The organism is Herbaspirillum sp. GW821-FHT09A12 (assembly GCF_059418325.1).
In genome coordinates, this window is the sequence record NZ_JBWKPR010000010.1 from 57,244 (window position 1) to 82,878 (window position 25,635).

Below are 25,635 nucleotides of genomic sequence, written 5' to 3' on the forward strand. Positions count from 1 at the left end.
AACGGGACGCATCGCGTCCCGTTTTGCATGCGGCTCACCCGATCAGGCCAGCATCACATGGATGCGGGCAACCTCCGTGGAGTGGCTGGCGTCGTTGTAGAACACATAATCGCCGTTGCCGAAGATCAGGTAATACTGGGGTGTCGCGGTATTGATCTGGATACTTTCGGTAGCGGTCATCTTGATCGTCAGGATGTTGTTCACCCCCATGTGCTGCACATCGTCGTAGGAGACCAGCAGATTGGCGTTGGTGCTGGTGGACACGTCCAGCGTGTTGATGTTGGATGTGCGATGCGAGAACGTGCTCAGGTCCAGGGTACTGCCCAGGCTTTCGAAACGCAGCGTGGTGCTGGTGCCATGCCCTTCGGCCAGGGCCAGGTTGGATACCCCGGTGGTGCCGTTGGCGCTGACATTGAAGATGTTGGCGCCGCTGCCGCCGACCAGGTAATTGCTGCCCCCGGCCTGGGCGTTGAAGATATCGGTCTGGTTGGTGGTGGCGGCGGTGTTGCCGTCGCCGTAGAAATAATTGGTGGTGTTGCTTCCCATGGCAGTCAAGGTATTGCTGCCGCTGTCCCCGGTCAGGGTATTGGTCACGCCGGCGGCGCCGCTGCCGACCAGGTTGGCGATGCCGTAATACTGGTCGCCGTTGGAGTCGACGCCGCCGCTGCCCATGTGGCTGACCAGGTTGGCGATGATATTGCCGCCGCTCGATTTGGCGTAGCTCACCGTATCGCTGCCGCCGCCGCCGGTAAAGATGTTGGCCTCGCCATTGGCATAGAACAGGTCGTTGCTGGCGGAGCCGACCACGTTCTGGATCCTGACGTAGGTGTCGCCGTTGGCCAGCGACTGGCGGCTGCTGTCCATGTCGCCGCCGACGTTGTTGACCAGGTCCACCACCACGCCGTAGGCCGAATGGGAATAATTGACGGTGTTGTTGCCGCCGCCGCCATCGAAACTATTGCTGTCCGCATTGGCGTAGAACACGTCATTGCCGGCGCCGCCGATGACGTTTTCGATGCTCAGGTAAGTATCGCCCGCGGCCCAGCCGCCGCTGCCCTTGCCGGTATAGAGATCGACGCTCACACCCGCGGTGTCGGAGGCATAGCTCACCGTGTCGGAGCCCAACCCGCCTTCGATCTTGTTGGCCACGCTGCTGGCAATGAAGAGGTCGTTGCCGTTGCTGCCGATGGCGTTGACGATATTGTTCAGCGTATCGCCCTCGGCATCGCCGCCATGGCCGACCTTGTTGATGAAATCGATGGTGACGGCAGAGGATGAAGTGGCATAGCTGGCATAGGTATTGGCCACGTTGCCGCTGGCGGCGAACAGGCTGTCGGCGCCGGCGCCGCCGGTCACTTCCGAGCGGCTGGCGGTGGCCGAGCCGATCAGGGTGTCGTTGCCGCTGGAGCCGATCACGTTGGCGATGCTGATGTACTTGTCGCCGGCGGCATAGCCGTTCAGGCCGGTGGCATAGGTTTGGCCGGACAGGTCCACCGTCACCGCCACGTCGGATTTCGCATAGCTGACGGTATCGAGGCCGCCGTTGCCGCCATCGAAAATATTGACCTTGCTGTTGGCGATGAAAATGTCCGAGAAACTGCTGCCGAGCAGGTTGTCGATGTTGCTCAGCGCATCGCCCGCGGCATCGCCGGCGCCGCTGCCGCCGCCGTTGCCGTTGGTGCTGCCGGCGCCGGTGACCAGGTCGATCACCACGCCCTGCGACGAGCCGGCATAGCTGGCCCAGGTATAGGCGCTGTTGGCGGCGACGCCGATCAGGGTATCGGCGCCGGCGCCGCCGGTGAGCACCGACTTCACGCCGACAACGCCATAACCGGTCAGGGTGTCGGCCGCGCTGGTGCCGATCACGTTCTGGATATTGACGTAGGTATCCCCCGCGGCGCTGCCGCCCCCGAGCGCACCCGCGGTGGAAAGGTCAACCGTCACCGCGCCGGTGGTATTGGCATAGCTGACGGTGTTGGAACCGGCCAGGCCATCGAACGCATTGGCGGCGCTGCTGGCGAAGAACAAGTCGTCGCCGGCGCCGCCGATGGCGTTCTGGATATTGACGTAGGTGTCGCCGGCGGCGTCGCCCTGGGTGCCCTGGCCGGTGGCCAGGTTGACCGTCACGGCGGCGCTCGAGTTCTCGTAGCTCACCGTGTTGATGCCGCCGCCGCCATCGAACTTGTTGGCCACGCCATTGCCGACGAAGATATCGTTGCCGGCGCCGCCGGTGGCGTTCTGGATGCGCACGTAAGTATCGCCGGCGGCATCGCCTCCGCTGCCTTGTCCGGTCGCCAGGTTGACCTTCACGCCAGCCGTCGAGTTCTGGTAGCTGACGGTGTTGTTGCCGGCGCCGCCATCGATGACGTTGATGTCGGCGCTGGCAATGATCAAATCGTTGCCGGCGCCGCCGGTGGCATTCTGGATGCGCACGTAAGTATCGCCGGCGGCATCGCCCGCGGTTCCTTGTCCGGTCGCCAGGTTGACCGTGACGGCGCCGCTCGAATTCTCGTAGCTGACCGTGTTGATGCCGCCGCCGCCATCGAATGCATTATTGGCGCTGTTGCCGACGAAGATATCGTCGCCGGCGCCGCCAATGGCGTTCTGGATGCGCACATACGTATCGCCGGCGGCGTCGCCCAGCGTGCCCAGTCCGGTCGCCAGGTTGACCTTGACGGCGGCCGTCGCGTTCTCGTAGCTAACGGTATTGCTGCCGGCGCCGCCATCGAACTTGTTGGCCACATTGCTGGCCACGAAGATGTCGTTGCCGGCGCCGCCGGTGGCATTCTGGATATTGATGTAGCTGTCGCCCGCTGCATCGCCCAGCGTGCCTACCCGGTTGCCCAGGTCCACCCGCACCGCGCCGCTGGAATTCTCGTAGCTCACGGTGTTGTTGCCGGCGCCGCCATCGATGACATTGATATCCGCATTGCCGACAATGATGTCGTCGCCGGCGCCGCCGATCACATTCTGGATGCGCGCATACGTATCGCCGGCGGCGTCGCCCAGCGTGCCCTGGCCGCTTGCCAGGTTGACCTTGATGGCGGCTGTCGCGTTCTCGTAGCTGACCGTATTGCTGCCGGCCCCGCCATCGAACTTGTTGGCCACATTGCTGGCCACGAAGATGTCGTTGCCGGCGCCGCCGGTGGCATTCTGGATATTGATGTAGCTGTCGCCCGCGGCGTCGCCCAGCGTGCCTACCCGGTTGCCCAGGTCCACCCGCACCGCGCCGCTGGAGCTTTCATAGCTCACGGTGTTATTGCTGCCGCTGCCGCCGTTGATGATGTTGATGTCGCCGTTGCCGACCAGGATATCGTCGCCGGCGCCGCCGATCACGTTCTGGATATTGGCATAGCTGTCGCCCAAGGCGTCGCCCAGCAAGCCCTGGCCGGTCGCCAGGTTGACCTTCACCGCGCCGGCCGAATTGGCGTAGCTGACCGTGTTGTTGCCCAGGCCGCCATCGATGGCGTTGATGGCGGCGCTGGCGATAATGGTGTCGTTGCCGGCGCCGCCGATGGCGTTCTGGATATTGTAGTAGCGGTCGCCCTGGGCATCGCCGCCGCTGCCGGTTCCCGTCGCCAGGTTGATGGTCACGTCGCCGCTCGAGTGCTCATAGCTGACCGTGTTGTTGCCGGCCCCGCCGTCGAAGCTGTTGGCCACCCCGTTGCCGACGAAGATATCGTCGCCCGAACCGCCGATGGCATTCTGGATGTTCGTATAGGTGTCGCCCTGGGCATCGTTGTTGACGCCCTGGCCGAGGAACAGGTCGACCTTCACGCCCGCCGTGGAGTTCTCGTAGCTGACGGTATTGGTGCCGGCGCCGCCATCGATGGCGTTGGCCGCCGCGCTGGCGACGATGATGTCGTCGGCGCTGCCGCCGATGGCGTTCTGGATATTGAGGTAGGTGTCGCCCTCGGCATCGCCCAGGCTGCCTTGCCCGCTCGCCAGGTTGATCTTCACCGAGCTGGTGGAATGCTCATAGCTGACCGTGTTGCTGCCGGCGCCGCCGTCAAACCTGTTGGCCACATTGCTGGCCACGAAGATGTCGTCGCCGGCGCCGCCGATGGCGTTCTGGATGCGCACATATGTGTCGCCCTCGGCATCGCCCAGGCTGCCGCGGCCGGTTGCCAGGTCGATCTTGACCGCGACGGCGGATTGCTCGTAGCTCACCGTGTTGTTGCCCAGGCCGCCGTCGATGGCGTTGACCTGGGAGGTGGCCACGATCAGGTCGTCATACACGCTGCCCACCACGTTCTGGATGTTGGCGAAGGTGTCGCCGGTAGCGTAGTTCTGCGCCAGCGTGTTGTCGCGCGTGTTGGTCAGGTCGACCACCACGCCGCCGGTGGCGTGCGAATAGTTGACCGTGTTGCCGCTGGCGCTGTTGCCGTCGAAGTGGTTGGCGTCGGCGCTGGCGTAGAAGGTATTGCCGCCCGCGCTGCTGCCGATCACGTTCTGGATATGGATCAGGGTGTCGCCCTGGGCATTGCCGCCGCTGCCGGTGCCGTTGTAGAGGTCGACCGTCACCGAACCTCCGGCCGAGTAATCGACCGTGTCGGAACCGGCCAGGCCGCCATCGAAGATGTCCGCGCCAATACCGCCGATGAAGGTATCCGAATACGAACTGCCGACGATTTTCTGGATATTGGTCAGCTGGTTGACCGGCTCGAAGGTGCGCGTGACGGTATTGGCCAGCATGTTGGCCGTGATCGCCGAGGACGAACCGCTGTAGTCGACCGTGTTGAGGGCGCCGCCGCCGCCATCGAAATTCTTGCTGTCCAGGCCGGCCACGAAGACATCGTTGCCGTTGCCGCCGATCACATTCTGGATGCGGGTATAGGTGTCGCCGGCGGCGTCGCCGTTGGAACCGCGCCCGGTGACCAGGTTGACCACCACGCCGGCGCTGGAACCGGCATAGCTGACCGTGTCGTTGCCGCCGGCGCCGCCGTCGAAATTGTTGACGTCGGCATTGCCGATGAAAATATCGTCGTAGGCGCTGCCGATGAAATTCTGGATGCCGCTGTAGGTATCGCCGGCCGCATAGCCGTTCTGGCCCACCCCGAGCTTGAGGTCGATGGTCACGCCGGTGGTCGAGGCGGCATACGACACCGTGTCCGAACCGCCATTGCCGGTGAAACGATTGGCGGCGGCATTGGCGATGAACGTGTCGTTGCCGGCGCTGCCGATGACGTTCTGGATATTCGTATAGGTATCGCCCTCGGCGTCGCCGCCGCTCCCCTTGTTGTTGACCAGGTCGACCGTCACGCCGCTGGCCGAATGCTCATACGACACCGTATTCGAACCGCCGCTGCCGCCGTCGAACTTGTTGGCCTGGCTGCTGGCCACGAAGATGTCGTCATGCGAACTGCCGACCAGGTTCTGGATGTTGGTCAGGCGGTCGCCTTCGGCATCGCCGCCGGTGCCGATGCCGGTAGTCAGGTCGACCTTGACGCCGGTGGGGGAACCGGCATAGCCGGCGGTATTGTTGCCGGTGGCGCTGCCCACGATGGTGTCGGCGCCGCCGTTGCCCTGGAAAAAGCTGCTGCTGCCGGCGCCGCCGTACAGGATGTCGTCGCCGGCGCCGCCGTACAGCGCATCGTTGGCGTTGCTGCCATAGATCGTCACCCCGCCATCGCCGGCATGCACTTCGTGCGGCACGCCTTGCGCCGGCAGGATCAGCACGTTGTTGCCCGTGGTCGGATCGAGATAGGTCAGATCGGCCGACGAGGTGGCGTCCTTGATCGCCACATAGCGGTTCTCGGTCAGGGTCAGGATCCCGTCCGATGTCGCCAGCGTGGTGACAAAGGACAGCTGGAAACTCTCATGCACCGCAGGCGTGCCGGAGTTGGCGACCACCGTGCCGTACTGGAGCTGGAGATTGAATACCTTTTGGCTCGGGTCGACCGGAATCTGATAGACCCCGCCGCCCAGATTGATGCCGTTGAGGATGGTGACATCGGCCGGCACGCCGGAAACCGTCAGCGTGGTGACGGTGACGTCGCCGCTGACGGTGACGTTGAACACCTTGACGAAGCTGTTGCTGTTGTTGCCCGACGCATAGATGGTGCGCACGTCATTGCCGGCGGTGATCACCTGCGGCGCGAACTGCACCGCGTTGGAGCCGTCGGTGGCCGACAATGGCGTGCCGCCGCTGCCGTACAGGACATCGCCGACCTGGACCTGGGTCGTCAGGTTGACCAGGTTGACCGACAACGCCGGCGCATTGGGGCCGGTGACGTGGGTTGAGGGAACGGTGCCGGCCCGCTCCGGCGGCAGTTGCACGCTGGACGACTTGGCGGCGGCCGAATCGTTGCTGGTCTGGCTGGCCACCAGGGCGGCGGCCACGGTGGTGCTGGAGGCGTCGCCCGCGGTCGGCTGGGTCGGCACGGACAAGGTCTGCGCGCCATTGGTCACCGAGTGCGAATTGTCCGAAATGATCTTCGCCAGCTGGCTGACCGGATCGGCCACTGCCGCCGAGCTGCGCTCCGTGGCCACATGGGTCTGCCCGGGCCCGATGGCGTCGGTGGTGGCGGTATGGTCGGCCGATGCGATCGGGTCGGAATTGAGTACGCGCGACTGGTCGTTGGGCTGCAGCGGGATCTTGCCCACGGTATCGAGCAGGCGGCCGGTGTCGGCGCTGGTGTCGGAAAACCTGACCTTGGACTTGTCGTCCATCGCCTCCATGGCGCCGCCGGCCAGCACCACCTTGGTGCCGTCGGCCATGTGCAGCACCATGTCGACGTCGACCACCTGCACCTTCTGCACCGCGCCGCGCGGCGCGTTGAGCTGGAAACTGCCGGTCTGGTCGGGCATCACCACCCGTACCGGGCCGGTGATCTTTTCCGCGGAATTCGCTGCCGATGAGTTTGCGGTTGCCATAGTTCCTCGCTGTCGAAGATCGTGATCGGTTGTCGTTAAATCAAATCAATGCAGAACTGCTGTACTGAAGTGCCACTGCTGTGCCTATTGCCGCCTCACTGCAACACCTGCGCCGTCGGCCCGTCGGCGACGATGCGCCCGCCATCGATGACGATGATGCGGTCCATGCGGCGCAGCAGCGCCGGACTATGGGTCGCCACCAGCAGCGTGCGCTGGGCCGAGAAAGCCATCAGCCGCTCGATGATGCGGGCTTCGGTAGTCTGGTCGATGCCGGTGGTGGGCTCGTCGAGCAGCAGGATGCGCGGGTTGGCCGCCACCGTGCGCGCCAGCGCCACCATCTGGCGCTGGCCGCCGGAAAGGTTGCCGGGCGCCTTGAGCATCTGGTCCAGCCGCAGCTCGCCGCGCGCGATCAGCTCATCCAGTCCGGATACGCCGAGCGCGGCCTCATAGAGGCTGCCCAGCACACGGTCGCCGACGAAGATGTTGGCCGCCAAGGTGCCGTCGAAGACGAACGGTTCCTGCGGCTTGAACCCCAGGTTGCGCATGCGCACTTGCGGGGCGTAGGCGGTCACGGCCACGCCGTCGATCAGCACATGCCCTTCTTCTGCATGGTGCAGCCCGGCCAGCGCGCGCAGCAGGGTCGACTTGCCCGAGCCGGAACGGCCGACGATGCCGACTTTCTCGCCGGGCTGCACCGTCAGGGCGACCTGCTTCAAGGCCGGCTTTTCCTTCTGGTCCAGGTGCAGGGTCAGGTTGCCGACCTGGATCAGGCCGCGCATTTCCTGGCGCAGCACGTCGGCGCCGCCTTGTTCTTGCGTTTCGTCGAACAAGGCATCGAACTCGGCGCGCGCGCGGCGGAACATTTCGATGCGTCCCAGGAAGGTCGACAGCGACGACAGCACCGAGGTCGAACGGCTGATCAGCAACGATGCCGCGATCAGGGCGCCCACGGTCAGGGCATTGTCTTCCACCAGATAAACGCCGACCACCAGCGTGGCCACCGACATCGCGGCATAGCCCACGGTCGCCAGCGCGTAGCCGGTGTTCATCCAGAAACGGCTCTTGGCCTGCGCCACGGCGTTGTCGGCGGCGTCGGCCAGGAAGGCGTTGACCAGCCGCTCCTGCAGTTGCGAAGTCTTGAGCGTATCCATGCCGTAGACCAGGCTGGCCATCTTGTCGATCTTGCCGATGCCGGCTTTCATGGCCGCCACCGCATAGTCGTTGGCCGGCACCTTGAACAGCAGCTGAGCCGCCACCAGCATGGCGCCGCCGACCAGCATCACCCACACCAGATGGCCGCCGACCAGGCCGATCGCCACCAGGTACAGCAGCAGGAACGGCAGGTCCACCAGCAACAGCATGTAGTTCGACGACAGCAGGTCGCGCGCGCCGGACAGGTCGCGGTAGCGCGCCAGCACCACGCCCACCGGCGCCGACACCTTGGCGCTGAGCAGGCGGCGCGCCGACGCTTCGTCGAATTCGGCGTCCAGGCGCCCCGCCAGTTGCTCGGTGTAATACACGCGGATGATGCGCAGCGCTAACTCCAGCGCGATGAACAGCAGCATGCCCAGGGTCAGCGCCCAGAGCGTTTCGGGGATGTGGTTGCCGATCACCTTGTCGTAGACCAGCCGCGAATACAGCGGCAGCAGCAAGCCCAGCACGTTGACCAGGATCCCGGCCACGATGATTTCGACGAAGCGGCTGCCGTAGGCGCGCAGCAGCGACAGATAAGCCGGATCCTTGCGCAAGTCCTGCAACGGGGCTTGCGGCTGGTCGACGTGGATCTGGTCTGCTTCGTTCATCGCGTGCTGCTCCGTGGTGGTTCAGGCCGGCGCCAGCCTCAGGGCTGGGCCTTGTTGGCGGCCGCCATCTCGCGGATGGCTTCGCGCAACTCCAGGCGCAGGTCCTTGATCATGGTCTGGCGGCCCGAGCGCATTTCGTCGATCACGGTCTGCCAGTTGATGTTCTGGCGCATCAGGGCTTCGGTGATCGAGGTCAGCGATTGCGGGATATTGCCCAGGTTCTTGACGCGGTCGTTCTGCATCGCCATGTGCTTGGCCAGGTCGATCTGCAGCTGGCGCGCCGACAGCGCGTCGCGCGCCATGTTGCTGGAATTCTCGCCGATGGTGGTACCCAGCTCGCCCAGGCGCGAGGCCACGGTGGAGTGGATTTCGGCCTGGTACTGGATGGCGCCCATCTCGTCGGCCAGGCGGATCGAAATCTGGTTCAGCAGGGCCGGCAACTGCGCGATGTTCTGCGCGCTCTTTTCGTTCATGCTGGAAATTTCGCTCTGCTGCGTCTGCAGCGAAGTCAGCGCCGACGACAGCGCCACCTGGCCGGACTGGATCGTGGAGACGATCTGCGGCAGCACTTCGAAGGTGCGGTTGGCGATATCGCCATTGACCGAGAGCCGTTCTTCCAGCGACGACAGGCTGTCCGTCAGGTCGCGCGCCGAGGTCACCTTCTGGTTGATGATCTGGCCGACGTTGCGGATCTCTTCCAGCGTCTGCTGCCCCACTTCGTGCATGCGCGGGCCGAAGGCCACCAGCTGGCGCAGGCTGCGCGATTCTTCCATGCTGTCGTTGAACAGCCCGACGATATTGTTGAGGCGCTCATTCAAGCCTTCCAGCTTGATGCCGGCCTGCAGCGAGGCTTCCGAGCTGTTGCGCGCGGCCATGATCGATTCGCGCTGCAGCACCATCAGGTCTTGCAGGAACTCGGCCAGGAAGGTTTCGGACACGCCCTGGCGTTGCGTTGCCGCCGGGCCCGACATGTCGTGCACCACATGCTGCACCATGTCGCTGATGCATTCGCGCGCACGCGCCACCAGCTTCTTGCCGGCGCCGCGCAGCGGGGTCAGCGTCAGGCCCAGCGCCAGCGAACCGATCAGGCCGAACATCGAGGCCGAAAACGCGGTGCCCATGGAAGCCAGCGGCTTTTGCAGGTCGGCCACCAGATGCATGAACGAGGCATCCATGTCGCCGCCGACCGATGCCTTGCCGAAGCCGTCGATCAGCGCCGCGGTGCCGACCAGGGTTTCCAGCAAACCGATGAAGGTGCCCAACAGGCCCAGCGCGATCATGAAGCCGGTCAGGAACTGCGGGAATTCGGTTTTCGCCTCCAGGTGCGCGCGCAGGTCGTGCAGCGAGCCCTCGATGGTTTCCTGCTCGATACGCGAGGTCAGGCGGCCCTTGGTATTGGCCACGCTGACCAGCACCTGGCCGATCTCGGTGCCGGCGAATTCAGGCGCCTTGACCAGTTCATCCATCGACTCGCCGGCCTTGGTGCGCGCATAAAAGCGCATCAGCTTGTCGTACTCCCAGTTCACGCGCCACAGGTTATAGATGATCAGGCCCACGCCGAACACGGCCACCGAAATGATGAACAGGTTCAGGAACGGGTTGATCTGCACCGCATGGATGACAAAAGCCCGAAACAGGAAGGCGCCGAGCAGCAACAGCAACGTCGGGATGGCGGCGAGCGCATAGAAATGGCGTAGGTTTTTCATACGTACGGGGTTCCAGGGAAATGAACGCGATGGAGGCTGGCGATACAAGCAATGCAAGAAGCGCAAACGCGCACCGTCCGGACAGTCAGGACAGTGCGGGCGACAGTGAAAACGGCAGGGAGAAAACGGCTCATCGCGGCTCCCTCAAGGCGGTCTGCGAGAAGCGCGACAACGGCGACATCAGGTACTGCCAGACCGTGCGGCGGCCGACGATCATGTCGGCGGTGGCGGTCATGCCGGGCATCAGCGACAGCTTGCGCTGCAGCTCGTCGGCGCCGCGCGCCACTTCGATCTTGACGCGGTAGTAGCGCTCGCCCTTCTCTTCCGGCACGGTGTCGGCGCTGACTTCGGTGACCACGCCGTCCATGGCGCCGTAGACGCCGTAGTCGTACGCCGAGACCTTGACGCGGGCGCGCGCCCCGACCACCAGCTGGGCGCGGTCGGACGGCGAAATCCTGGCTTCGATCACCAGCTTGTCGTCGCTCGGGGTCATTTCGACGATGGGGTCGCCCGGCTTGACCACGCCGCCAATGGTGTTGATCAGCACGCGGTTGACCACGCCATCCATCGGCGCCTTCACTTCGGAACGCGAGACGCGGTCGTTGCGCGACTTGATTTCTTCCTGCAGGCGCGCCAGTTCGGTTTCGGCCGCGGTCAGGTCGGTGCGGGCGTCGGAACGAAAGCGCGAGGAAGCCTCGCCCATCTTGGCCTGCGCTTCGGCAATCGCCGCGTTCAGGCGCGGGATCATGGCATTGGTGGCGGCCAGCTTGCTTTGCGCATCCTGCACGCGCGCGGCGGACTGGATGTCTTCCAGTTGCGAGGCGGCGTTGCGCTCCAGCATGTTGTGAACCAGCTTGTACTGGCGCTGGGCCAGGTCGAGTTCGCTGGTCAGGCTCTTCTGGCGGCTGACGGCTTCGCCCAGCTCCGCCTGGCGCTGCGCCGACTGTTCGCGCAATACCGACAGCTCCTGCGCCAGCTTGGCGGTACGCGCGGCGAAGGTGGCCTGCTCGCTCTGCACGGCGGGATCGTCACGCGCCAGGTCGGCCGGCATCTGCAGCGCGGCGGCGCCGCCGGCTTCCGCGTTGAGGCGGGCGATCTTGGCGCGCAGGCCGAGGATTTTCACGCGGCCTTCGCCCAGGTCGGCATTGGCGCGCACGTCGGCAATCGAGATCAGGGTCTGCCCCTTCTTCACCGCCGCGCCTTCGCGCACCAGGATGGAAGAGACGATGCCGCCTTCCAGATGCTGGATCACCTGGTTGTGTTCGGAAGCCACGATGCGGCCGGCGCCGCGCACCACCATATCGATCGGCGCGAATACCGACCAGACCAGCAACAGCAGCAGCAATGCGACGCAAGCCAGCACCGCCAGGCGCGGGCGCGGCATGGCGCCCAACTGGCCCAGGCGGCGGTCCAGGCGCGGCGCGACGCGGCGCATGAAACCCTTGCCGCGGGCGGCGATCCCTGGGCCGGTGCCGGGCTTGAAGGCGCCGATCATTTTGCGCCCGCCAGATACTGGACGACCACGCGCGAAGCATTCTCGACGGCGTTCTCGGCGGTCGCCACGCGGCTCACCACGCGCTCCTTGTCCACGCCCGAATCGATGAGGTAGTTGCGCACCGCCACGGTGCGGTAATAGGCGCGGCGGCGGCTGTCGCTATAGCCGGCCGAACCGATCACGCCGGTCACCACGATCTTGCCCTGGTTGGATTTGGCGCGGCGCACCCAGTCGGCCAGGTTCTGGTCCAGCGCCTTGGTGCCGTCTTCGGTCAGCTGGGTCGAGTCGGAATCGAAATGGAGCACGACCGCCTTTTCATTGGCATCGGTACGCACGCCCGGAGCGATCTCGTTCTTGAACGGTTCGGTCTTGACCTGGATCGCATTGGGGCTGGAGGGCGCCGCGGCGCTGCGCATGCTGCCGGCATCCGACTGCAGCGGCGGCGCGGCCAGCCTGGCTTTCAAGGTCGCCACTTCACGCTTGAGCTGCTCGATTTCCTGCGCGCGATCCTTGTCGGCGCGCACCGGCGAGGCATTGGCATCGTCCGCCTCCGGCGTCTCGACCTTGTCGGCCTTGTTGCGCACGGTGCCCTGCACCGTCTGGCTCTGGCTTTGCGCGACCAGCTTGCTGACCTTCATCTGGGCCAGCTTCTGCGAGTAGTAGAACAGGGTGACGACAAACACCACGACCACGAAAATCATGACCAGCACGACGTTGGACAAGGCGTCCACGAAGCCCGGCCAGAAATTCTGTTCCTTTCCTCCCTCCATGCTTCCCCCGGAATGCTATTTGACTGCCTGCGCCGGCGCGGCCGCGGGCGGCGACGCCCGGCCGGTGTTGCGCAAGATCTGGTAACTGATATCGGCCTGCTGGAACAGCAGCGTCGCAAAATCCATGCGCGCCTGGTACGCCTGCTGGTAAGCGTCGAGCACGTCCAGCAATTGCTTGCTGCCGGTGGAGAGCTGCTCCAGGAACACATCGGCGACGCTGGCGGTGGTCAGGTAAGCCTGGCGCGAAATCTCCATGCGCTTTCTCACCGCGCCCAGCGTGCGGTAGTTGATCTCGACCTGTTCGCGCAACTTGCGCTCCAGGTCCAGCACGGTATTGCTCTTTTCCACATACTTGGCGCCGATCTGCTTCTGGTAATACATGTCGCTGCCGCCGTTCAACAGGTTCATGGTCATCACCAGCATCAGGCGGCGGTCGGTCGCCAGTTGCAGGCCGCCGTCGGTGGTATCGATGGCGCCGCCGGCGCCGCGCGTCTTTTGCTGCGTCCATTCGACGGCAAAAGTCGGCGAGAACTTGGCGCGGGCCGATTTCAGTTCTTCGCTGGCGGCGTCGACATCGCGCCGCGCCGCGCGCACGCCGGGGTTGGTTTCGTAGATGTCCTTCAGGGCCAGCTTGGAGCTGTCGGGCACCGGCGGCATCATGCGGTCGGGCACTTCGACCTGCTCGATCTTGCGGCCGGTGATCTGGTTGAGCGTGACCATGGCGCTTTCCAGCGCGCCTTCGGCCTCGGCCACGGCGGCTTGCGCCGTGAGCGACCGGCCGCGCACGCGTTCGAAGTCGATGCGGCTGGCGCCGCCGCCCTCGAGGCGCTTGCGCATGTAATCCAGCAAGGCGTTCATGCGCTGCGAATAGCTGCGCGCGAACGACAGCGAGGCATAGGCGCGTATGACGTCGTAGTAGGCCTTGATGGCGGTGTAATAAAGGGTCTCGCGCGCATCGTCGCGGCGCAGGTCGGCGGCCTGCGAGAGTGCGCGGGATTTCTGGAAGTCGAAGTAAGAGCCCGGCGCGAACACCGGCTGGCGGCCGATCAGGGTGACATCCCAGCGCTTGTGGTCGGAAGCGCGCTGAACCAGGCCGGTATTGGGATCGATCACCGAGGATGGCGACGAATACTCCTTGCCCTTCTGGGCCCGCAGATCCAGGGTCGGCCCCATCTGGCCGGCGGCGGCGTTGGCCGCGTAGGATGCCTGGTCGGCCTGGGCCGCGGTGGCGGCGTAGCTGTAGCTATTGTTGAGCGCCAGCTCGAGCACCTGGCGCAAGCTCAGATTGGGCACGCTCTCGCCCTCGGCGGCGATGGGCACCTCCGGCAGGGTAATGGCGTTGCCGGTAAATCCGGAATCGGCCTGACGCAGCAATATCAGGATCTCGTCGTCCGGGCTGGGCGCAATTTGGGCATCCAGCGGCAACAGCGCCGGCAGCCGGGCGTCGGCCGCGGCCGGGCCGGCAGGATCGATGCCCAGGCGAATCTGTGGCGGCGCTTCCAGCTTTTCAGGTACGCTCTGTACCGACGTAACGGGACGAGCAGGCGGCTCCGACATGGGAGCCGTGCTTTGTGCGGCACAAATGGAATGCTGTGCAATCAGACCGAATAAGACAGCGAATGAAAAACGCTTGCTTTTGAAAACTCTCATCAACGCGACAAAACCGGTATCCCGACCGATCCCCTCTGCCCCATCACAACAAATCGAATAAGAAAAATCGGCAACCCCATTGCCGATTCGCCCCCCCTCCACCTCCGTATTTCCACTATTTTTATTATTGTCTAATCGACAACATGCTGATTATATACCAACAAAACTTTCATTTATGGCAAAAAATAATTTTAACATTTCCCCATTGCAGGAAAATTACAGAAAATCTTTAAAAAACTACTTAACTTCTATTGACTTGATTGATTCCACCGGCGACCCATTATCTTTAGCTTGATGTCATTCCGCCATCAGGGAAGTCCGCAGAATTGAAGAAAACTCAGAAACTCTTGAAAATGCGGTTGAAAAACCACACCCATCTCCCTATATCTTGCTCAGTCACGATTGTCTTTTTCTATCCACTCGATTTGTTTTACTAATAAGGAAATAAACATGGCATCCGAAAAACAGACCATGGGCTTTCAGGCTGAAGTCAAGCAGTTGCTCCAGCTGATGATCCACTCGCTGTATTCCAACAAGGAAATCTTCCTGCGCGAGCTGGTCTCCAACGCTTCCGACGCCGCCGACAAGCTGCGCTTCGAAGCCATCAACAACGCCACCCTTTTTGAAAACGACCCCGAGCTGAAGATCACGATCGGCTTCGACCAGGCCGCCCGCACCATCACGATCTCGGACAATGGCATCGGCATGAGCCGCGACGAGGCGATCTCGCACCTGGGCACCATCGCCAAGTCCGGCACCAAGGAATTCTTTTCCCGGCTCTCCGGCGACCAGCAGAAGGACGCGGCCCTGATCGGCCAGTTCGGCGTGGGCTTCTACTCCGGCTTCATCATCGCCGACCGCATCACGGTAGAGACGCGCCGTGCCGGCACGCCGGCCGCTGAAGGCGTGCGCTGGGAATCCGAAGGCGCAGGCGACTTTTCGATAGAAGCAATAAACAAGCCAAACCGCGGCACTGACGTCATCCTGCATTTGCGCGAAGGCGAAGACGAGTTCCTTTCCGCATGGCAATTGAAATCCATCATCCGCAAGTACTCCGACCATATCTCACTGCCGATCCTGATGCGCAAGGAAGAATGGGACGAGGAGAAGAAGGAAACCGTCCAGAAGGATGAACTGGAAACCGTCAACCAGGCCAGCGCCCTGTGGACCCGCAGCAAGTCCGACATCACGCCCGAGCAGTACGAGGAGTTCTACAAGCACATCTCGCACGACTTCGGCGCCCCGCTGGCCTACACCCACAACCGGGTGGAAGGCCGCAGCGAATATACCCAGTTGCTGTACATCCCGGCCCGCGCGCCGTTCGACATGTGGGACCGCAACAAGCGCGGCGGCATCAAGCTGTATGTCAAGCGCGTGTTCATCATGGATGACGCCGAGCAGTTGATGCCGGTCTACCTGCGCTTCGTCAAGGGCGTGATCGATTCGGCCGACCTGCCCCTGAACGTGTCGCGCGAGATCCTGCAAGAGTCGCGCGACGTGCGCGCCATCCGCGAAGGCTCGACCAAGCGCGTGCTGGGCCTGCTGGAAGAACTGGCCAACAGCGACGAACAGGCGCAGAAGGACAAGTACGCCGGCTTCTGGACCGAATTCGGCCAGGCGCTCAAGGAAGGCATCGGCGAGGACGCCGCCAACAAGGAACGCATCGCCAAGCTGTTGCGCTTCGCCTCCACCCACAATGAGGGCGACGCCCAGAGCACCTCCTTCGCCGATTACGTCGGCCGCATGAAGGAAGGCCAGGACAAGATCTACTACGTCACCGCCGAAAACTTCCAGGCCGCCAGGAACAGCCCGCACCTGGAAATCTTCCGCAAGAAGGGGGTGGAAGTGCTGCTGCTGGCCGACCGCGTAGACGAATGGATGCTGTCCTTCCTGAGCGAGTTCGAGGGCCGCGAACTGGCCTCGGTGGCCAAGGGCGGGCTCGACCTCGGCAAGCTGGAAAACGAAGCGGAAAAGAAACAGCACGAAGCCACCGAAACCGAGTTCAAGGACCTGGTCGAGAAAATGAAGGCGTCGCTGGCCGGCAAAGCCAAGGACGTGCGCGTGACCTTCCGCCTGACCGATTCACCGGCCTGCCTGGTGGCCGACGAGAACGAACTGTCGGGCAACCTGATGCGCATGCTCAAGGCGGCCGGCCAGGAGGCGCCGGAATCCAGGCCGACCCTGGAAATCAACCCCGACCATCCGCTGGTGCAGCGCCTGAAGTATGAAGAGGCCAAGTTCGACGACTGGTCGCATCTCCTGTTCGACCAGGCCCTGCTGGCCGAAGGCGGCGCGCTGGGCGATCCGTCGGGGTTCGTCAAGCGCCTGAACGATATGCTGCTGGGAATGGCATCGAAGTAAGCCCGCCATACCGGCATCCCGCAACGGCGGCCCTCGGGCCGCCGTTTTCGTCGGCTGGACGCATGCTCCCGCACGCAGCCTGCAGGTTGCCTCGGCAACGCATGCGCTATACAGTAGGACGGCATTTCCCTTTCGCCCCGTCACCTGGAGACACCGATGAAAAAACTTCCCGCCTTGTCGCTTTCCCTGATCGTCGGCCTGGCTGCCGCCGGGACTGTGTCGGCACAAGCCCTGACCGGCTGCGCCGCCAAAAAGGCCGATGTCCAGGCCCAACTCGAACAGGCGCGCGCGCACGGCAACAAGGCGCAGGAAGCCAAACTGAAGATCGCCCAACAGCAGCTGGAAGCGAACTGCACCGACGCGGGCTTGCGCCGCGAACGCGAAGCCGACGTGAAGAAGAAAGAAGAAAAAGTCGCCGCCCGCCAGGCCGACCTGGACAAGGCCAACGCCAAGGGCAAGCCAAAGAAAATCGCCCAGCAGGAAAAGAAGCTGCGCGATGCCGAGGCCGAACTGCAAGACGCGCGCGACAAACTCTCGCAATAACACTGAAAACGGCTGAACCGCGCGCCTTGCGCCTGGCAACTGCACCATGGAATTCAACTTCATCAATCCGCGCAAGAACGCCCTGGTCTATCTGATCAAGATCCTCTCGGGCTGCCTGATCCTGTGGTACGGGCTGCGCGCAGCCGGCATCGAAGAACCTTACTGGGCGATGATTTCGCTGATCATCGTCACCGAGCCCGATATGACGGTGGCCAAGGCCAACTTCCGCGCGCGGCTGATCAACACCATTTCCGGCTGCGTGGTCTCCTGTATCGCGCTGGTCATCTTCGGCCCCACCTTCCTGGCGATGCTGGTGGCGCTGACGGCCGCCGTGGTGGTGGCGATGCTGCTGCAAAACTATCCCAGCAACTGGCGCCTGGGGCCGGCGACGGTGGTGATCCTGCTGTCGGCCGCCTTCACCGGCAGCGGCTTGCACGAGGAACTGCACCTGGCCTTCATGCGCGTGGGGGAAGTGATCGTCGGCAGCACGCTGGCGCTGCTGCAGACCGTGTTCTATGTCTGGCTGCTCAAGCGCCGGCAACCGCATGACGAAGCGCCGCCCGCTGCCTGACCCCGCATTGCTGCGGGGCGCGCGCAATGGATGGACGGCGACACCAGTGACGATGGACGAAAAAAAGCAGGACCGAAGTCCTGCTTTCTGGCAGAGCGTATGAGGCTCAGCGCATCAATGCATCAATTATCAATGCGTTACGCGGGTAGTGCGGCCGTTGGACAGCAAACGCACGCGTTCGCCGACGCGGAAAGCCTCGTCCGCATCCTGGGTAATGGCGCGCAGTTCGCCGTTATCCAGGCGCACGGTGATTTCCAGGCCCGGCTGGTTGGCCATGCGCGCTTCGACCTGGTTGCCCACGATGCCGCCGGCCAGGGCGCCGACGATGCCGGCTGCCAGGGCGCCATTGCCGCCGCCGATGCTGGAACCGGCCGCGATGCCGCCCAGCGCGCCGCCGGCCAGGGTGCCCACGCCGGAGGCGCCCTTGTCGATGGTCACGTTGCGGATCGACTCCACCACGCCCATGCGAACGGTCTGCTCGCCCTGCGCCTGGCGGGTGTTATAGACGCTGGCCGAGTTCGGCGTATAGGCGCAACCTGCCGCCAGCGAGCTCAGTGCAACGATTAAAAGCAATTTCTTCATACAGACACTCCAACTGAAAATTCGCCCGGTCATCGGGCTGTTTTTTGCTTGCTTATTGAGGGTCGGCACGATCGCGCCATTTCCCGTATGGCAAACAACCCGACAACACTTGACATATTAATACAAACCCGTTGTTGACCGGACTACAACAGCTTCGTTCCCCCTGTTTTCTTCATCATTTCCCTGGATTGCGCGCGGATTGCGGCGCAATGGCGCGCCCGCATGCGCAGATTGAATGTCAACAGGCCCTAGTAGCGGATATTCCAGCGCCGGTACAGCACCCCCAGCACAAACAGCGGCCCGATCAGCAGGAAGCGCACATCCTCGAAAAAGGAAGGCTTCTTGCCCTCGATCTTGTGGCCGATGAACTGCCCTATCCACGCAATCACGAAGACCGCCGCCGACAACGGCAACACCGCGCCCGCCGGCAACCGGGCCAGGATCAGCAGCATCACGGCCGCCATGGCCAGCATGCCGGCGGCGAGCGGCGGCGACAGGCTGAGGTAATACGCCAGCGCGGCGGCCGCCGCCACCAGCGCCACGGCCGGCGATACCGTCCAGCACAGGCCCAGCAGCGACAGCACGATGGCCGGAACGCAAACGCAGTGGATCCGCTCGTTGAGCGGATGCCGGTGGCTTTCGGCATAACGCGACAGCAACTGGTCGATACGGCGCTGGGTGACGATGCTCATGCCTGCCTCCGGCGAGGTGGATGCTGCAGATGCAGCAGGGATCAACGCCCGCCGGACACGTCGATAAAAGTGCCGGTGGCGTAGGACGACTCATCCGACAGCAGCCACAGGATGGCGTTGGCGACCTCTTCGGCGGTGCCGCCGCGTTTCATCGGCACGGCATCCTTGAGGCGATCGACGCGGCCGGCTTCGCCGCCGCTGGCGTGGATATCAGTATAGATCAGGCCCGGACGCACGGCGTTGACGCGGATGCCCTCGGCCGCCACTTCCTTGGCCAGGCCGATGGTGAAGGCGTCGATCGCGCCCTTGGAAGCGGCGTAATCGACATACTCGCCCGGCCCGCCCAGCTTGGCCGCCATCGACGACAGGTTGACGATGACGCCGCCGCGGCCGCCATGCCTGGTGGACATGCGCTTGACCGCCTCGCGCGCACACAAGAGGCTGCCGGTGATGTTGGCGACCAGCACGCGGTTGATGCGCTCGGCGCTCATGTCGTCCAGGCGCGACTGGTGGCCCAGGATGCCGGCATTGTTGACCAGCGCGGTGATCGGGCCCAGTTCCTGGTCCACGGTGGCGAACAGGCGCACGATATCTTCTTCCCTGGCGACATCGCCCGCCACCGCGATGGCGCGGCCGCCGGCCTTGCCGATCTCGTCGACCACGGCCTCGGCCGCGTCGCGGTTGGACACATAGTTGACGCAGACCGCATAGCCTTGCCGCGCCGCCAGTTTGGCCGTGGCCGCGCCGATACCGCGGCTGCCGCCGGTCACTACGATGACTTTTCCTGCCATGTCTTCCTCCGTGAAATGTCTGCTTGAAGTTGGGGCAATTGCGCCTGCGGCAATTACGCTAAGATCGCTGTTTCGCCGCAAGCGGCACCTGGGCGCTGCCGCGTCATTGTGCCTCGCCCCGCCGCCTGCGGCGCACCGTCAAATTATTTTCATCTCCGACCGGACAAACCATGCCGACCAGGACAGCCGGGCGCCAAGCGCTCGAATTCACCGCCGCCGATCCACTGCTGGCCAGCTTTCCACCGGTAGTGGCGCGCGATACCCGCACGCTGATCCTGGGCAGCCTGCCTGGTACCGCTTCGCTGGCCGTCAGCCAGTATTACGGCCATCCGCGCAATGGTTTTTGGCGGCTGGTGGGCGATGCGATCGATTGCGGCCTGGTTGAACTGGATTATGAGACGCGGCTGTCGGTCTTGTTGGAACATCGCATCGGCTTGTGGGATGTGATTGCCAATGCGCGCAGGATCGGCAGCCTGGATAGCGCGATTCGAGAGCATTCGCAGAACGATCTGGTGACGCTCATCGATACCTTGCCTGAATTGACCACCGTTGCATTCAATGGCAGCACTGCGGCGAAGATCGGGATGAAGGCTTTGGGGGAACGGGCACTGCGATACCGGACCCTGCTTTTGCCATCCAGCAGTCCGGCGCATGCCTCACTGTCGTATGCGCAAAAACTGGAAATATGGAGACGGCTGGCCGCTTCGAACACATCGCCCGGCTAGCGCGGCAGCACGACATCGTTTTATCGATTGCGGCGCGGCGACGAATAACAGCAGGCTTACTCGTAGTGATAGCGGCAAGAGACGATATTGATCTGCCCTTCCTTGGCCTCATACACCAGCCTGTTCACATCGTCGATGCGACGCGACCAGAATCCCGACAGATTGGCCTTGAGCGGCTCCGGCTTGCCGATGCCTTCGAACGGAGTCCGCTGGGCCTCGCGGATCAGTTGATTGATGCGCTTCAGTGTTTTCCGGTCTTGCGTCTGCCAGTACTGATAGTCGTCCCAGGCTTCGGCGGTAAACAATATACGTCGGCTGCTCATTGGCTTTCGTCGATAGCGCGCTCCACAGCGCTGCCTTCGCGAAGTTGTCCGATCGAACGCTCAAGGTGGGCGACATTCGCCGGCGAACGCAACAGATGCACTGTTTCCATGAGGCTGTCGTAATAATCCTGCGACATCACGACCGCATTGGGAGCATCACGCCGCGTGATCAGCGTGACATCGGCATCTTCGACAACGCGGTCAATCACACTCTTCAAATTGCTGCGGGCATCGGTAAAGTGGACGGTGCGCATATGCCGCTCCATAGGCTGTACAAGTGGCCTGGATTTTAACACATGTACAGAAAGACGTACATGTTCATGCCAGCGCTACCGGCTTGATGCGACTCAGGAGCCGGCACGCAGGCAAGGCGCTCAACCGATTACGCCTTGCGGAAAAACACATAATCGAAGAACTCCCCCGAAAAGCCGCCATTGAAAATAAGGTACTGCACCGCCTTGCCGAAGAAGACGATGGCGGCGAAAACGATGGCCAGCCTGAGGCAGAAAAGAAGATGTTTGAGCATGGCCGAAGTGTATATGAGCGGCTGCTCACAGGATGTGAAATTTGCCCCCTCTCCCAGCCAAACGCAAATGAAAAATACCGCCCGCTTTCCAGCCGGGCGGCATTGTTATTCCGCAAACGTCAAAACGCCGGCACCAGCGATCCCTTGAATTCGCTTTCGATGAATTTGCGCACCTCTTCCGACTGGTAGGCCTGCACCAGCTTCTTCACCCAGGGCTTGTCCTTGTCTTCGGCACGGGTGGCGATGACGTTGGCATAACGGCCGCGCGGGTCTTCCACGGCGATGGTGTCCTTCTGCAGCGACAGCCCGGCCTTGAAGGCGTAGTCGTTGTTGATCGAGGCCGCGGCCAGGTCGTCCAGCGAACGCGGCAATTGCGCGGCATCGAGTTCGACCAGCTTGAGCTTCTTCGGGTTGTCCACCACATCCAGCGGGGTGGCGTTGACGCCGTTCTCGCCCACGCCCGGCTTGAGCTTGATCAGACCGGCCTTTTGCAACAGCAGCAGTGCGCGGTTGCCGTTGGAGGGGTCGTTCTGGATGCCGATAGTGGCGCCGTTGGGCAATTGCTCGACTGACTTGTATTTTTTGGAATAGATGCCCAACGGCGCGGTGATGGTCAGCCCCACCGGCACGATCTTGTAGCCGCGCGCCTTGATCTGGCTTTCCAGATAAGGCACATGCTGGAAGGCATTGGCGTCCAGGTCGCCGGCGGCCAGCGCCGCGTTGGGCTGCAGGTAGTCGCTGAAGACCACGGTCTGGATCTCCAGGCCTTCGCGCGCGGCGACTTTCTTGACCACCTCGAAGGTGCTCTCGGCATTGCCCACCGAGATGCCGACCTTGATCTTCGTCTTGTCCTGGGCCGATGCCGCGTGCGGCGCCAGCGCCAGGGTCAGCGCCGCCAGCGCCCCCGCCAGTCTTGCAATGGATGCGAATTGCATGATGTCCCCGATAAGAATGAGGACAGCATCGTCACATGCGCCCGGCACGGAAAGAAGGAATGAATCCGCATGTCGATATGCAAGAAGCGCGGCAAAAGCGCGGCGCAAGCCTGCGGCAAGGTATCATTTCGCCTCCAGGCGGCGCCCGTACCGGCGGCACCGCCTTCACCCGATTTCATACCATGCTGATCAGAAGAAAATCCATCGAAGCCCAGGCCAACACCAAGGCCGGCCCCAACCGCCGCCGCCTCGGCGCCGATGCCGCCAAACCCCGCAAACCCAAGTTCGCGCCGGTGACGCTGTCCGAATTGGATGGCGTGCGCTACCTGCATTTCGGCACCGAATGGGTACAAGGGGCCATGCGCATCCGCAAGCCGGACTGGATCGAGCTGGAGTATGCCCAGCAGATGATGGCCTGGATGCTGTTCAACCCGGCGCCGCGGCATATCGTGCAATTGGGGCTGGGCACCGGCGCGCTGACCAAGTTCGCCTACCGTGAATTCCCGCAGGCGCAAGTGAGCGCGGTGGAGCTGAACCCGGCGGTGGTTGCCATCTGCCACAGCATGTTCAAGCTGCCCGAACCCGACGAGCGCCTGATGCTCATCGAAAGCGATGCCATGGACTTCATCGTGCATGCCGCCGGGCACGGCATCATCGATGCCCTGCAGGTCGATCTCTACGACGCCACCGCGCGCGGTCCGGTGCTCGATACGCCGGAGTTCTACCAGGCCTGCTACGACAGCCTGGCCCCCGGCGGCGTCATGACAGTGAACCTGTTCGGCGACCACCCCAGCTATGCCAAGAACCTTAAGGCGATGGAATTCGCCTTCGATACGGTGGTTTCGCTGCCGGAAGTGCATGACGGCAACGTGGTCGCGATCGCCTTCAAGGGGCAGCGGCAGTTCGATTTCCCGGCCCTGTATGAACGCGCCGCGCAGATCGAGGCGCAGACCAGGCTGCCGGCCAAATCCTGGGTCAACGGGATCAAGAGCGGGGGCTGATGCCCTCCCGTTTCACTGCGTCAGGCGATAGGCTTCATTGGTCGCCGCCAGCCGGCTGGCCAGCACGCGCACCACGTAATTGTGCAGTTGCATCGCGGTCGACGGGTCGTCCCGTTCCAGCATGCGCAAGCGCGCCATGCTGAGTTTGTAGGCGCGGGTGGGGCGGTCGGTGACGACATCGGCGGTGCGTTTCTGGCCGCTGTAGAGCGCCATCTCGCCGACGATGGTGGCGTTGGAGAAGGTGCGCAGGCGCACCCGCCCGTTGCCGGACGCCAGCGAGATGCTGACCTGGCCTTCTTCGATGAAGTACATGCAGTCGCCGATGTCGCCTTTACTGAACAGCAGCGTGCCGGCTTCCAGCTCCACCTTCTCGGTACGCGCCAACAGCGCCTTCAATTCGCGTTCATCGAAGTATTCGCGCAGGCTGACTTCAAGGTCGCTGTCCGCATGGTCTTGCCCGCTGGCGGCCAGCAGGCGGTTTTCCACCCACTCCAGCGCGGCGTCGAGGTCGTCGAACTCATGCGGCGCCTGCCGCCCGGCGAAAGCGCGTTCCACCGGAGGACGCAGCCGGCCGGTGACGCCGGTCAGGATCAAGACGGTCTTGTGCTGTTCGCACACCTGCGCCAGCTTGGCGAAACTTTGCGACGTCGATGCGTCCAGTCCCTGCACGTTGCGGAAATCAATGACGATGTATTCGCGCGGCTGCGCCAGTTGCCGGCGTACGCGGCCGACCATCTGGTTGGCGCTGCCGAAGAACAGGTAGCCCTGCAGCGACAGGCCGAACATGCGTTCGCCCAGTTGCTTGAGCAAGGCGCCGGCTTCCATCGGGCGCTCGCGCTTGGAATGCAGGGCCGCGCCGGTGAACTCCATCTTCACGCAGGACACGCGGCCGTAGTCCACCACGAACAGCACGCAGGCCACCACGATGCCCAGCGCCACGCCGGCGACAAAACCGTAAAAGGCGATCACCGCCAGGATCAGCAGGATCAGCGAATAGTCGCCGCGCCCCAGGCGCTGGCGCGACTTGAGCAGCCACTCATCCAGCAGGCCGCCGCCCAGGCCGACCAGCAACCCCGCCAGCACCGGCCGCGGCAAGTAAGACACCAGCGGCAGGAAACACAGCATGCACACCAGGCAGAGCATGGCGCCGATGATCGCGGCGCTGCGTCCGCGCGTGCCGAAATGGTAGTTGAGCAAAGTGCGCGAAAGCGAATGGCAGCCGGCCGCCCCGCCCAACGCCGCGGCCACGATATTGGCCGTGCCCGCGCTGCGCAGTTCGTGGTTGAAATCGACATCGCGCCGCGTGGCCAGGCCGATGCCGGTGGCATTGAGCAGGATGGTCAGCGTCATCACCGCCGCCAGCGCCAGGAACTCGCTGTAGTGCGACCACAGCAGCGCCCAGTCGATCGCGTGCCAGGACCAGGTGGCCGGCACCTGCAAGCCCGACAGCTGCAGCGGACGAAACAGCCAGCCGAACTCGCGCGCCTGTTCCATGGAGATGCCATGGGCCGCGATGCCGCCGTAGAACAAGGCGGTCGCCGCGCACAAGCCGGCCGGCAGCGCCAGCGGATGCCGCAGCTTGCGCCCGCCCGGCAGGCCCAGCATGACCAGCGCCATCAGCAATGCCGACGCCAGCGTGATCCAGTGCACATGGCCCAGCCCCTGCCAGTCCAGCAGGTCGAACGCGTGGCCGGTCAGCATGGAAAAGGCGCCGGTCCATAGCAGGTAGCCGGTGCCGGCCAGGAAGCCGCCCAGCACCGGGAACGGCACGAACTGCACCAGGTTGCCGCGCCGCGCCGTGCCCAGCGCCAGCATCAGCACGCCCACCAGGAGCGTGCTGACAGCTACCGCCGCCAGGGCCGTGGCCACCGCTGCCTGCGGATCGGCGCCGTCGGCGCTCATCGTGCCCCAGATGCCGCCCACCATCAGCGCCAGGATGCCGGTGGAGTTGGAGTCGGCGCCGGCCACCACGAACGGCACGGTGCTGGAACAGGCCTGCATCAGCATGACCACGCAGGTGGTCACGAACAGCACCGGCAAGCCCGCCTGCAGCAAGGCGGGGCCGCCGCTGCCGAAGATCATCGCGCCATAGCTGGCGGCATAACTCAGTGAAATCAGCGCCACCACGAAAGCGGCGGGCAATTGCCGCCACCCGTTGAGCCAGGAGGCAGCCGGCGGCGGTGAAGGCGCGCTCCCCGGCAGCGAGCCCTCCGCACTTGTCGTATCTGTTGGCGTACGCATGTGTGTTTCTTCTTATTGGTTGTTCCATGTCAAGGCGCTGCCGTT

General features: G+C 63.6%; 19 protein-coding genes. 6 read left to right on the forward strand and 13 right to left on the reverse strand.

Annotated elements, in window-relative coordinates; genetic code table 11:
• Positions 1-42: 42 nt before the first annotated feature.
• From AC07N6_RS18435 to AC07N6_RS18460, 6 genes are all read right to left on the reverse strand, one after another.
• Positions 43-6,876 carry a calcium-binding protein gene (locus AC07N6_RS18435; RefSeq protein WP_494782951.1) on the reverse strand — a complete coding sequence of 2,278 codons (6,834 nt, stop codon included), beginning with the start codon at positions 6,874-6,876 and terminating at the stop codon, positions 43-45.
• 95 nt (positions 6,877-6,971) lie between these two features.
• On the reverse strand, positions 6,972-8,678 hold the full coding sequence (locus AC07N6_RS18440) for a peptidase domain-containing ABC transporter (RefSeq protein WP_494782952.1): 1,707 nt from the start codon (positions 8,676-8,678) through the stop codon (positions 6,972-6,974).
• A 38-nt stretch (positions 8,679-8,716) separates the two neighbouring features.
• A complete protein-coding gene (locus AC07N6_RS18445) occupies positions 8,717-10,384 on the reverse strand; it encodes a biopolymer transporter ExbB (protein ID WP_494782953.1) in 1,668 nt (555 codons plus the stop codon).
• 130 nt (positions 10,385-10,514) lie between these two features.
• A complete protein-coding gene (locus AC07N6_RS18450; protein ID WP_494782954.1) occupies positions 10,515-11,879 on the reverse strand; it encodes an HlyD family type I secretion periplasmic adaptor subunit in 1,365 nt (454 codons plus the stop codon).
• Entirely contained in the window at positions 11,876-12,649 is a 774-nt protein-coding gene (locus tag AC07N6_RS18455; RefSeq protein ID WP_494782955.1) for an OmpA family protein, read from the reverse strand. Before AC07N6_RS18455 ends, AC07N6_RS18450 begins: the two co-directional genes overlap by 4 nt.
• A 15-nt stretch (positions 12,650-12,664) precedes the next feature.
• Positions 12,665-14,206, reverse strand: coding sequence for a TolC family protein (locus AC07N6_RS18460; protein ID WP_494782956.1), 1,542 nt, complete (start codon positions 14,204-14,206; stop codon positions 12,665-12,667).
• 543 nt (positions 14,207-14,749) lie between these two features.
• Between AC07N6_RS18460 and htpG the strand changes: the two genes are divergently transcribed.
• From htpG to AC07N6_RS18475, 3 genes are all read left to right on the forward strand, one after another.
• Positions 14,750-16,660: a molecular chaperone HtpG gene (gene htpG / locus AC07N6_RS18465; protein WP_494782957.1), complete on the forward strand. Its 1,911-nt coding sequence runs from the start codon at positions 14,750-14,752 to the stop codon at positions 16,658-16,660.
• Between the two features lie 156 nt (positions 16,661-16,816).
• Positions 16,817-17,203 (forward strand): DUF1090 domain-containing protein, encoded by a 387-nt coding sequence (locus AC07N6_RS18470; RefSeq protein WP_494782958.1) that lies wholly within the window; start codon positions 16,817-16,819, stop codon positions 17,201-17,203.
• A 46-nt stretch (positions 17,204-17,249) separates the two neighbouring features.
• A complete protein-coding gene (locus AC07N6_RS18475) occupies positions 17,250-17,774 on the forward strand; it encodes an FUSC family protein (RefSeq protein WP_494782959.1) in 525 nt (174 codons plus the stop codon).
• A 129-nt stretch (positions 17,775-17,903) separates the two neighbouring features.
• Here the strand turns inward: AC07N6_RS18475 and AC07N6_RS18480 are convergent, their stop codons facing one another.
• The 3 genes from AC07N6_RS18480 to AC07N6_RS18490 all read right to left on the reverse strand — a co-directional run bounded on the left by AC07N6_RS18480 (position 17,904) and on the right by AC07N6_RS18490 (position 19,839).
• Positions 17,904-18,356, reverse strand: a complete 453-nt coding sequence (locus AC07N6_RS18480) for an outer membrane lipoprotein (RefSeq protein ID WP_494782960.1) — start codon at positions 18,354-18,356, stop codon at positions 17,904-17,906.
• A gap of 248 nt (positions 18,357-18,604) precedes the next feature.
• Positions 18,605-19,048, reverse strand: a complete 444-nt coding sequence (locus AC07N6_RS18485) for an Mpo1 family 2-hydroxy fatty acid dioxygenase (protein ID WP_494782961.1) — start codon at positions 19,046-19,048, stop codon at positions 18,605-18,607.
• Positions 19,049-19,089: 41 nt separating this feature from the next.
• Entirely contained in the window at positions 19,090-19,839 is a 750-nt protein-coding gene (locus AC07N6_RS18490; protein ID WP_494782962.1) for an SDR family oxidoreductase, read from the reverse strand.
• A 224-nt stretch (positions 19,840-20,063) separates the two neighbouring features.
• On the opposite strand from AC07N6_RS18490, the gene AC07N6_RS18495 reads away from it, so the two are divergent.
• Positions 20,064-20,564 (forward strand): DNA-deoxyinosine glycosylase, encoded by a 501-nt coding sequence (locus tag AC07N6_RS18495; protein ID WP_494786268.1) that lies wholly within the window; start codon positions 20,064-20,066, stop codon positions 20,562-20,564.
• Positions 20,565-20,620: 56 nt separating this feature from the next.
• Here the strand turns inward: AC07N6_RS18495 and AC07N6_RS18500 are convergent, their stop codons facing one another.
• Positions 20,621-20,887: a Txe/YoeB family addiction module toxin gene (locus AC07N6_RS18500; RefSeq protein ID WP_494782964.1), complete on the reverse strand. Its 267-nt coding sequence runs from the start codon at positions 20,885-20,887 to the stop codon at positions 20,621-20,623.
• A complete protein-coding gene (locus AC07N6_RS18505) occupies positions 20,884-21,141 on the reverse strand; it encodes a type II toxin-antitoxin system Phd/YefM family antitoxin (protein ID WP_494782965.1) in 258 nt (85 codons plus the stop codon). Before AC07N6_RS18505 ends, AC07N6_RS18500 begins: the two co-directional genes overlap by 4 nt.
• 23 nt (positions 21,142-21,164) lie before the next feature.
• Here AC07N6_RS18505 and AC07N6_RS18510 point away from each other — a divergent pair, with 23 nt between their 5' ends.
• Complete coding sequence (locus AC07N6_RS18510; protein WP_494782966.1) at positions 21,165-21,602, forward strand: hypothetical protein; 438 nt, start codon at positions 21,165-21,167, stop codon at positions 21,600-21,602.
• On the opposite strand, the gene AC07N6_RS18515 is transcribed toward AC07N6_RS18510, so the two are convergent.
• Positions 21,533-22,348, reverse strand: coding sequence for a MetQ/NlpA family ABC transporter substrate-binding protein (locus AC07N6_RS18515; protein ID WP_494782967.1), 816 nt, complete (start codon positions 22,346-22,348; stop codon positions 21,533-21,535). The genes AC07N6_RS18510 and AC07N6_RS18515 overlap by 70 nt on opposite strands.
• 182 nt (positions 22,349-22,530) lie before the next feature.
• Between AC07N6_RS18515 and AC07N6_RS18520 the strand changes: the two genes are divergently transcribed.
• Positions 22,531-23,349 carry a class I SAM-dependent methyltransferase gene (locus AC07N6_RS18520; RefSeq protein WP_494783049.1) on the forward strand — a complete coding sequence of 273 codons (819 nt, stop codon included), beginning with the start codon at positions 22,531-22,533 and terminating at the stop codon, positions 23,347-23,349.
• Positions 23,350-23,361: 12 nt separating this feature from the next.
• Here AC07N6_RS18520 and AC07N6_RS18525 read toward each other — a convergent pair whose 3' ends face one another.
• Positions 23,362-25,590, reverse strand: a complete 2,229-nt coding sequence (locus tag AC07N6_RS18525) for a SulP family inorganic anion transporter (RefSeq protein WP_494782968.1) — start codon at positions 25,588-25,590, stop codon at positions 23,362-23,364.
• Positions 25,591-25,635: the final 45 nt, after the last annotated feature.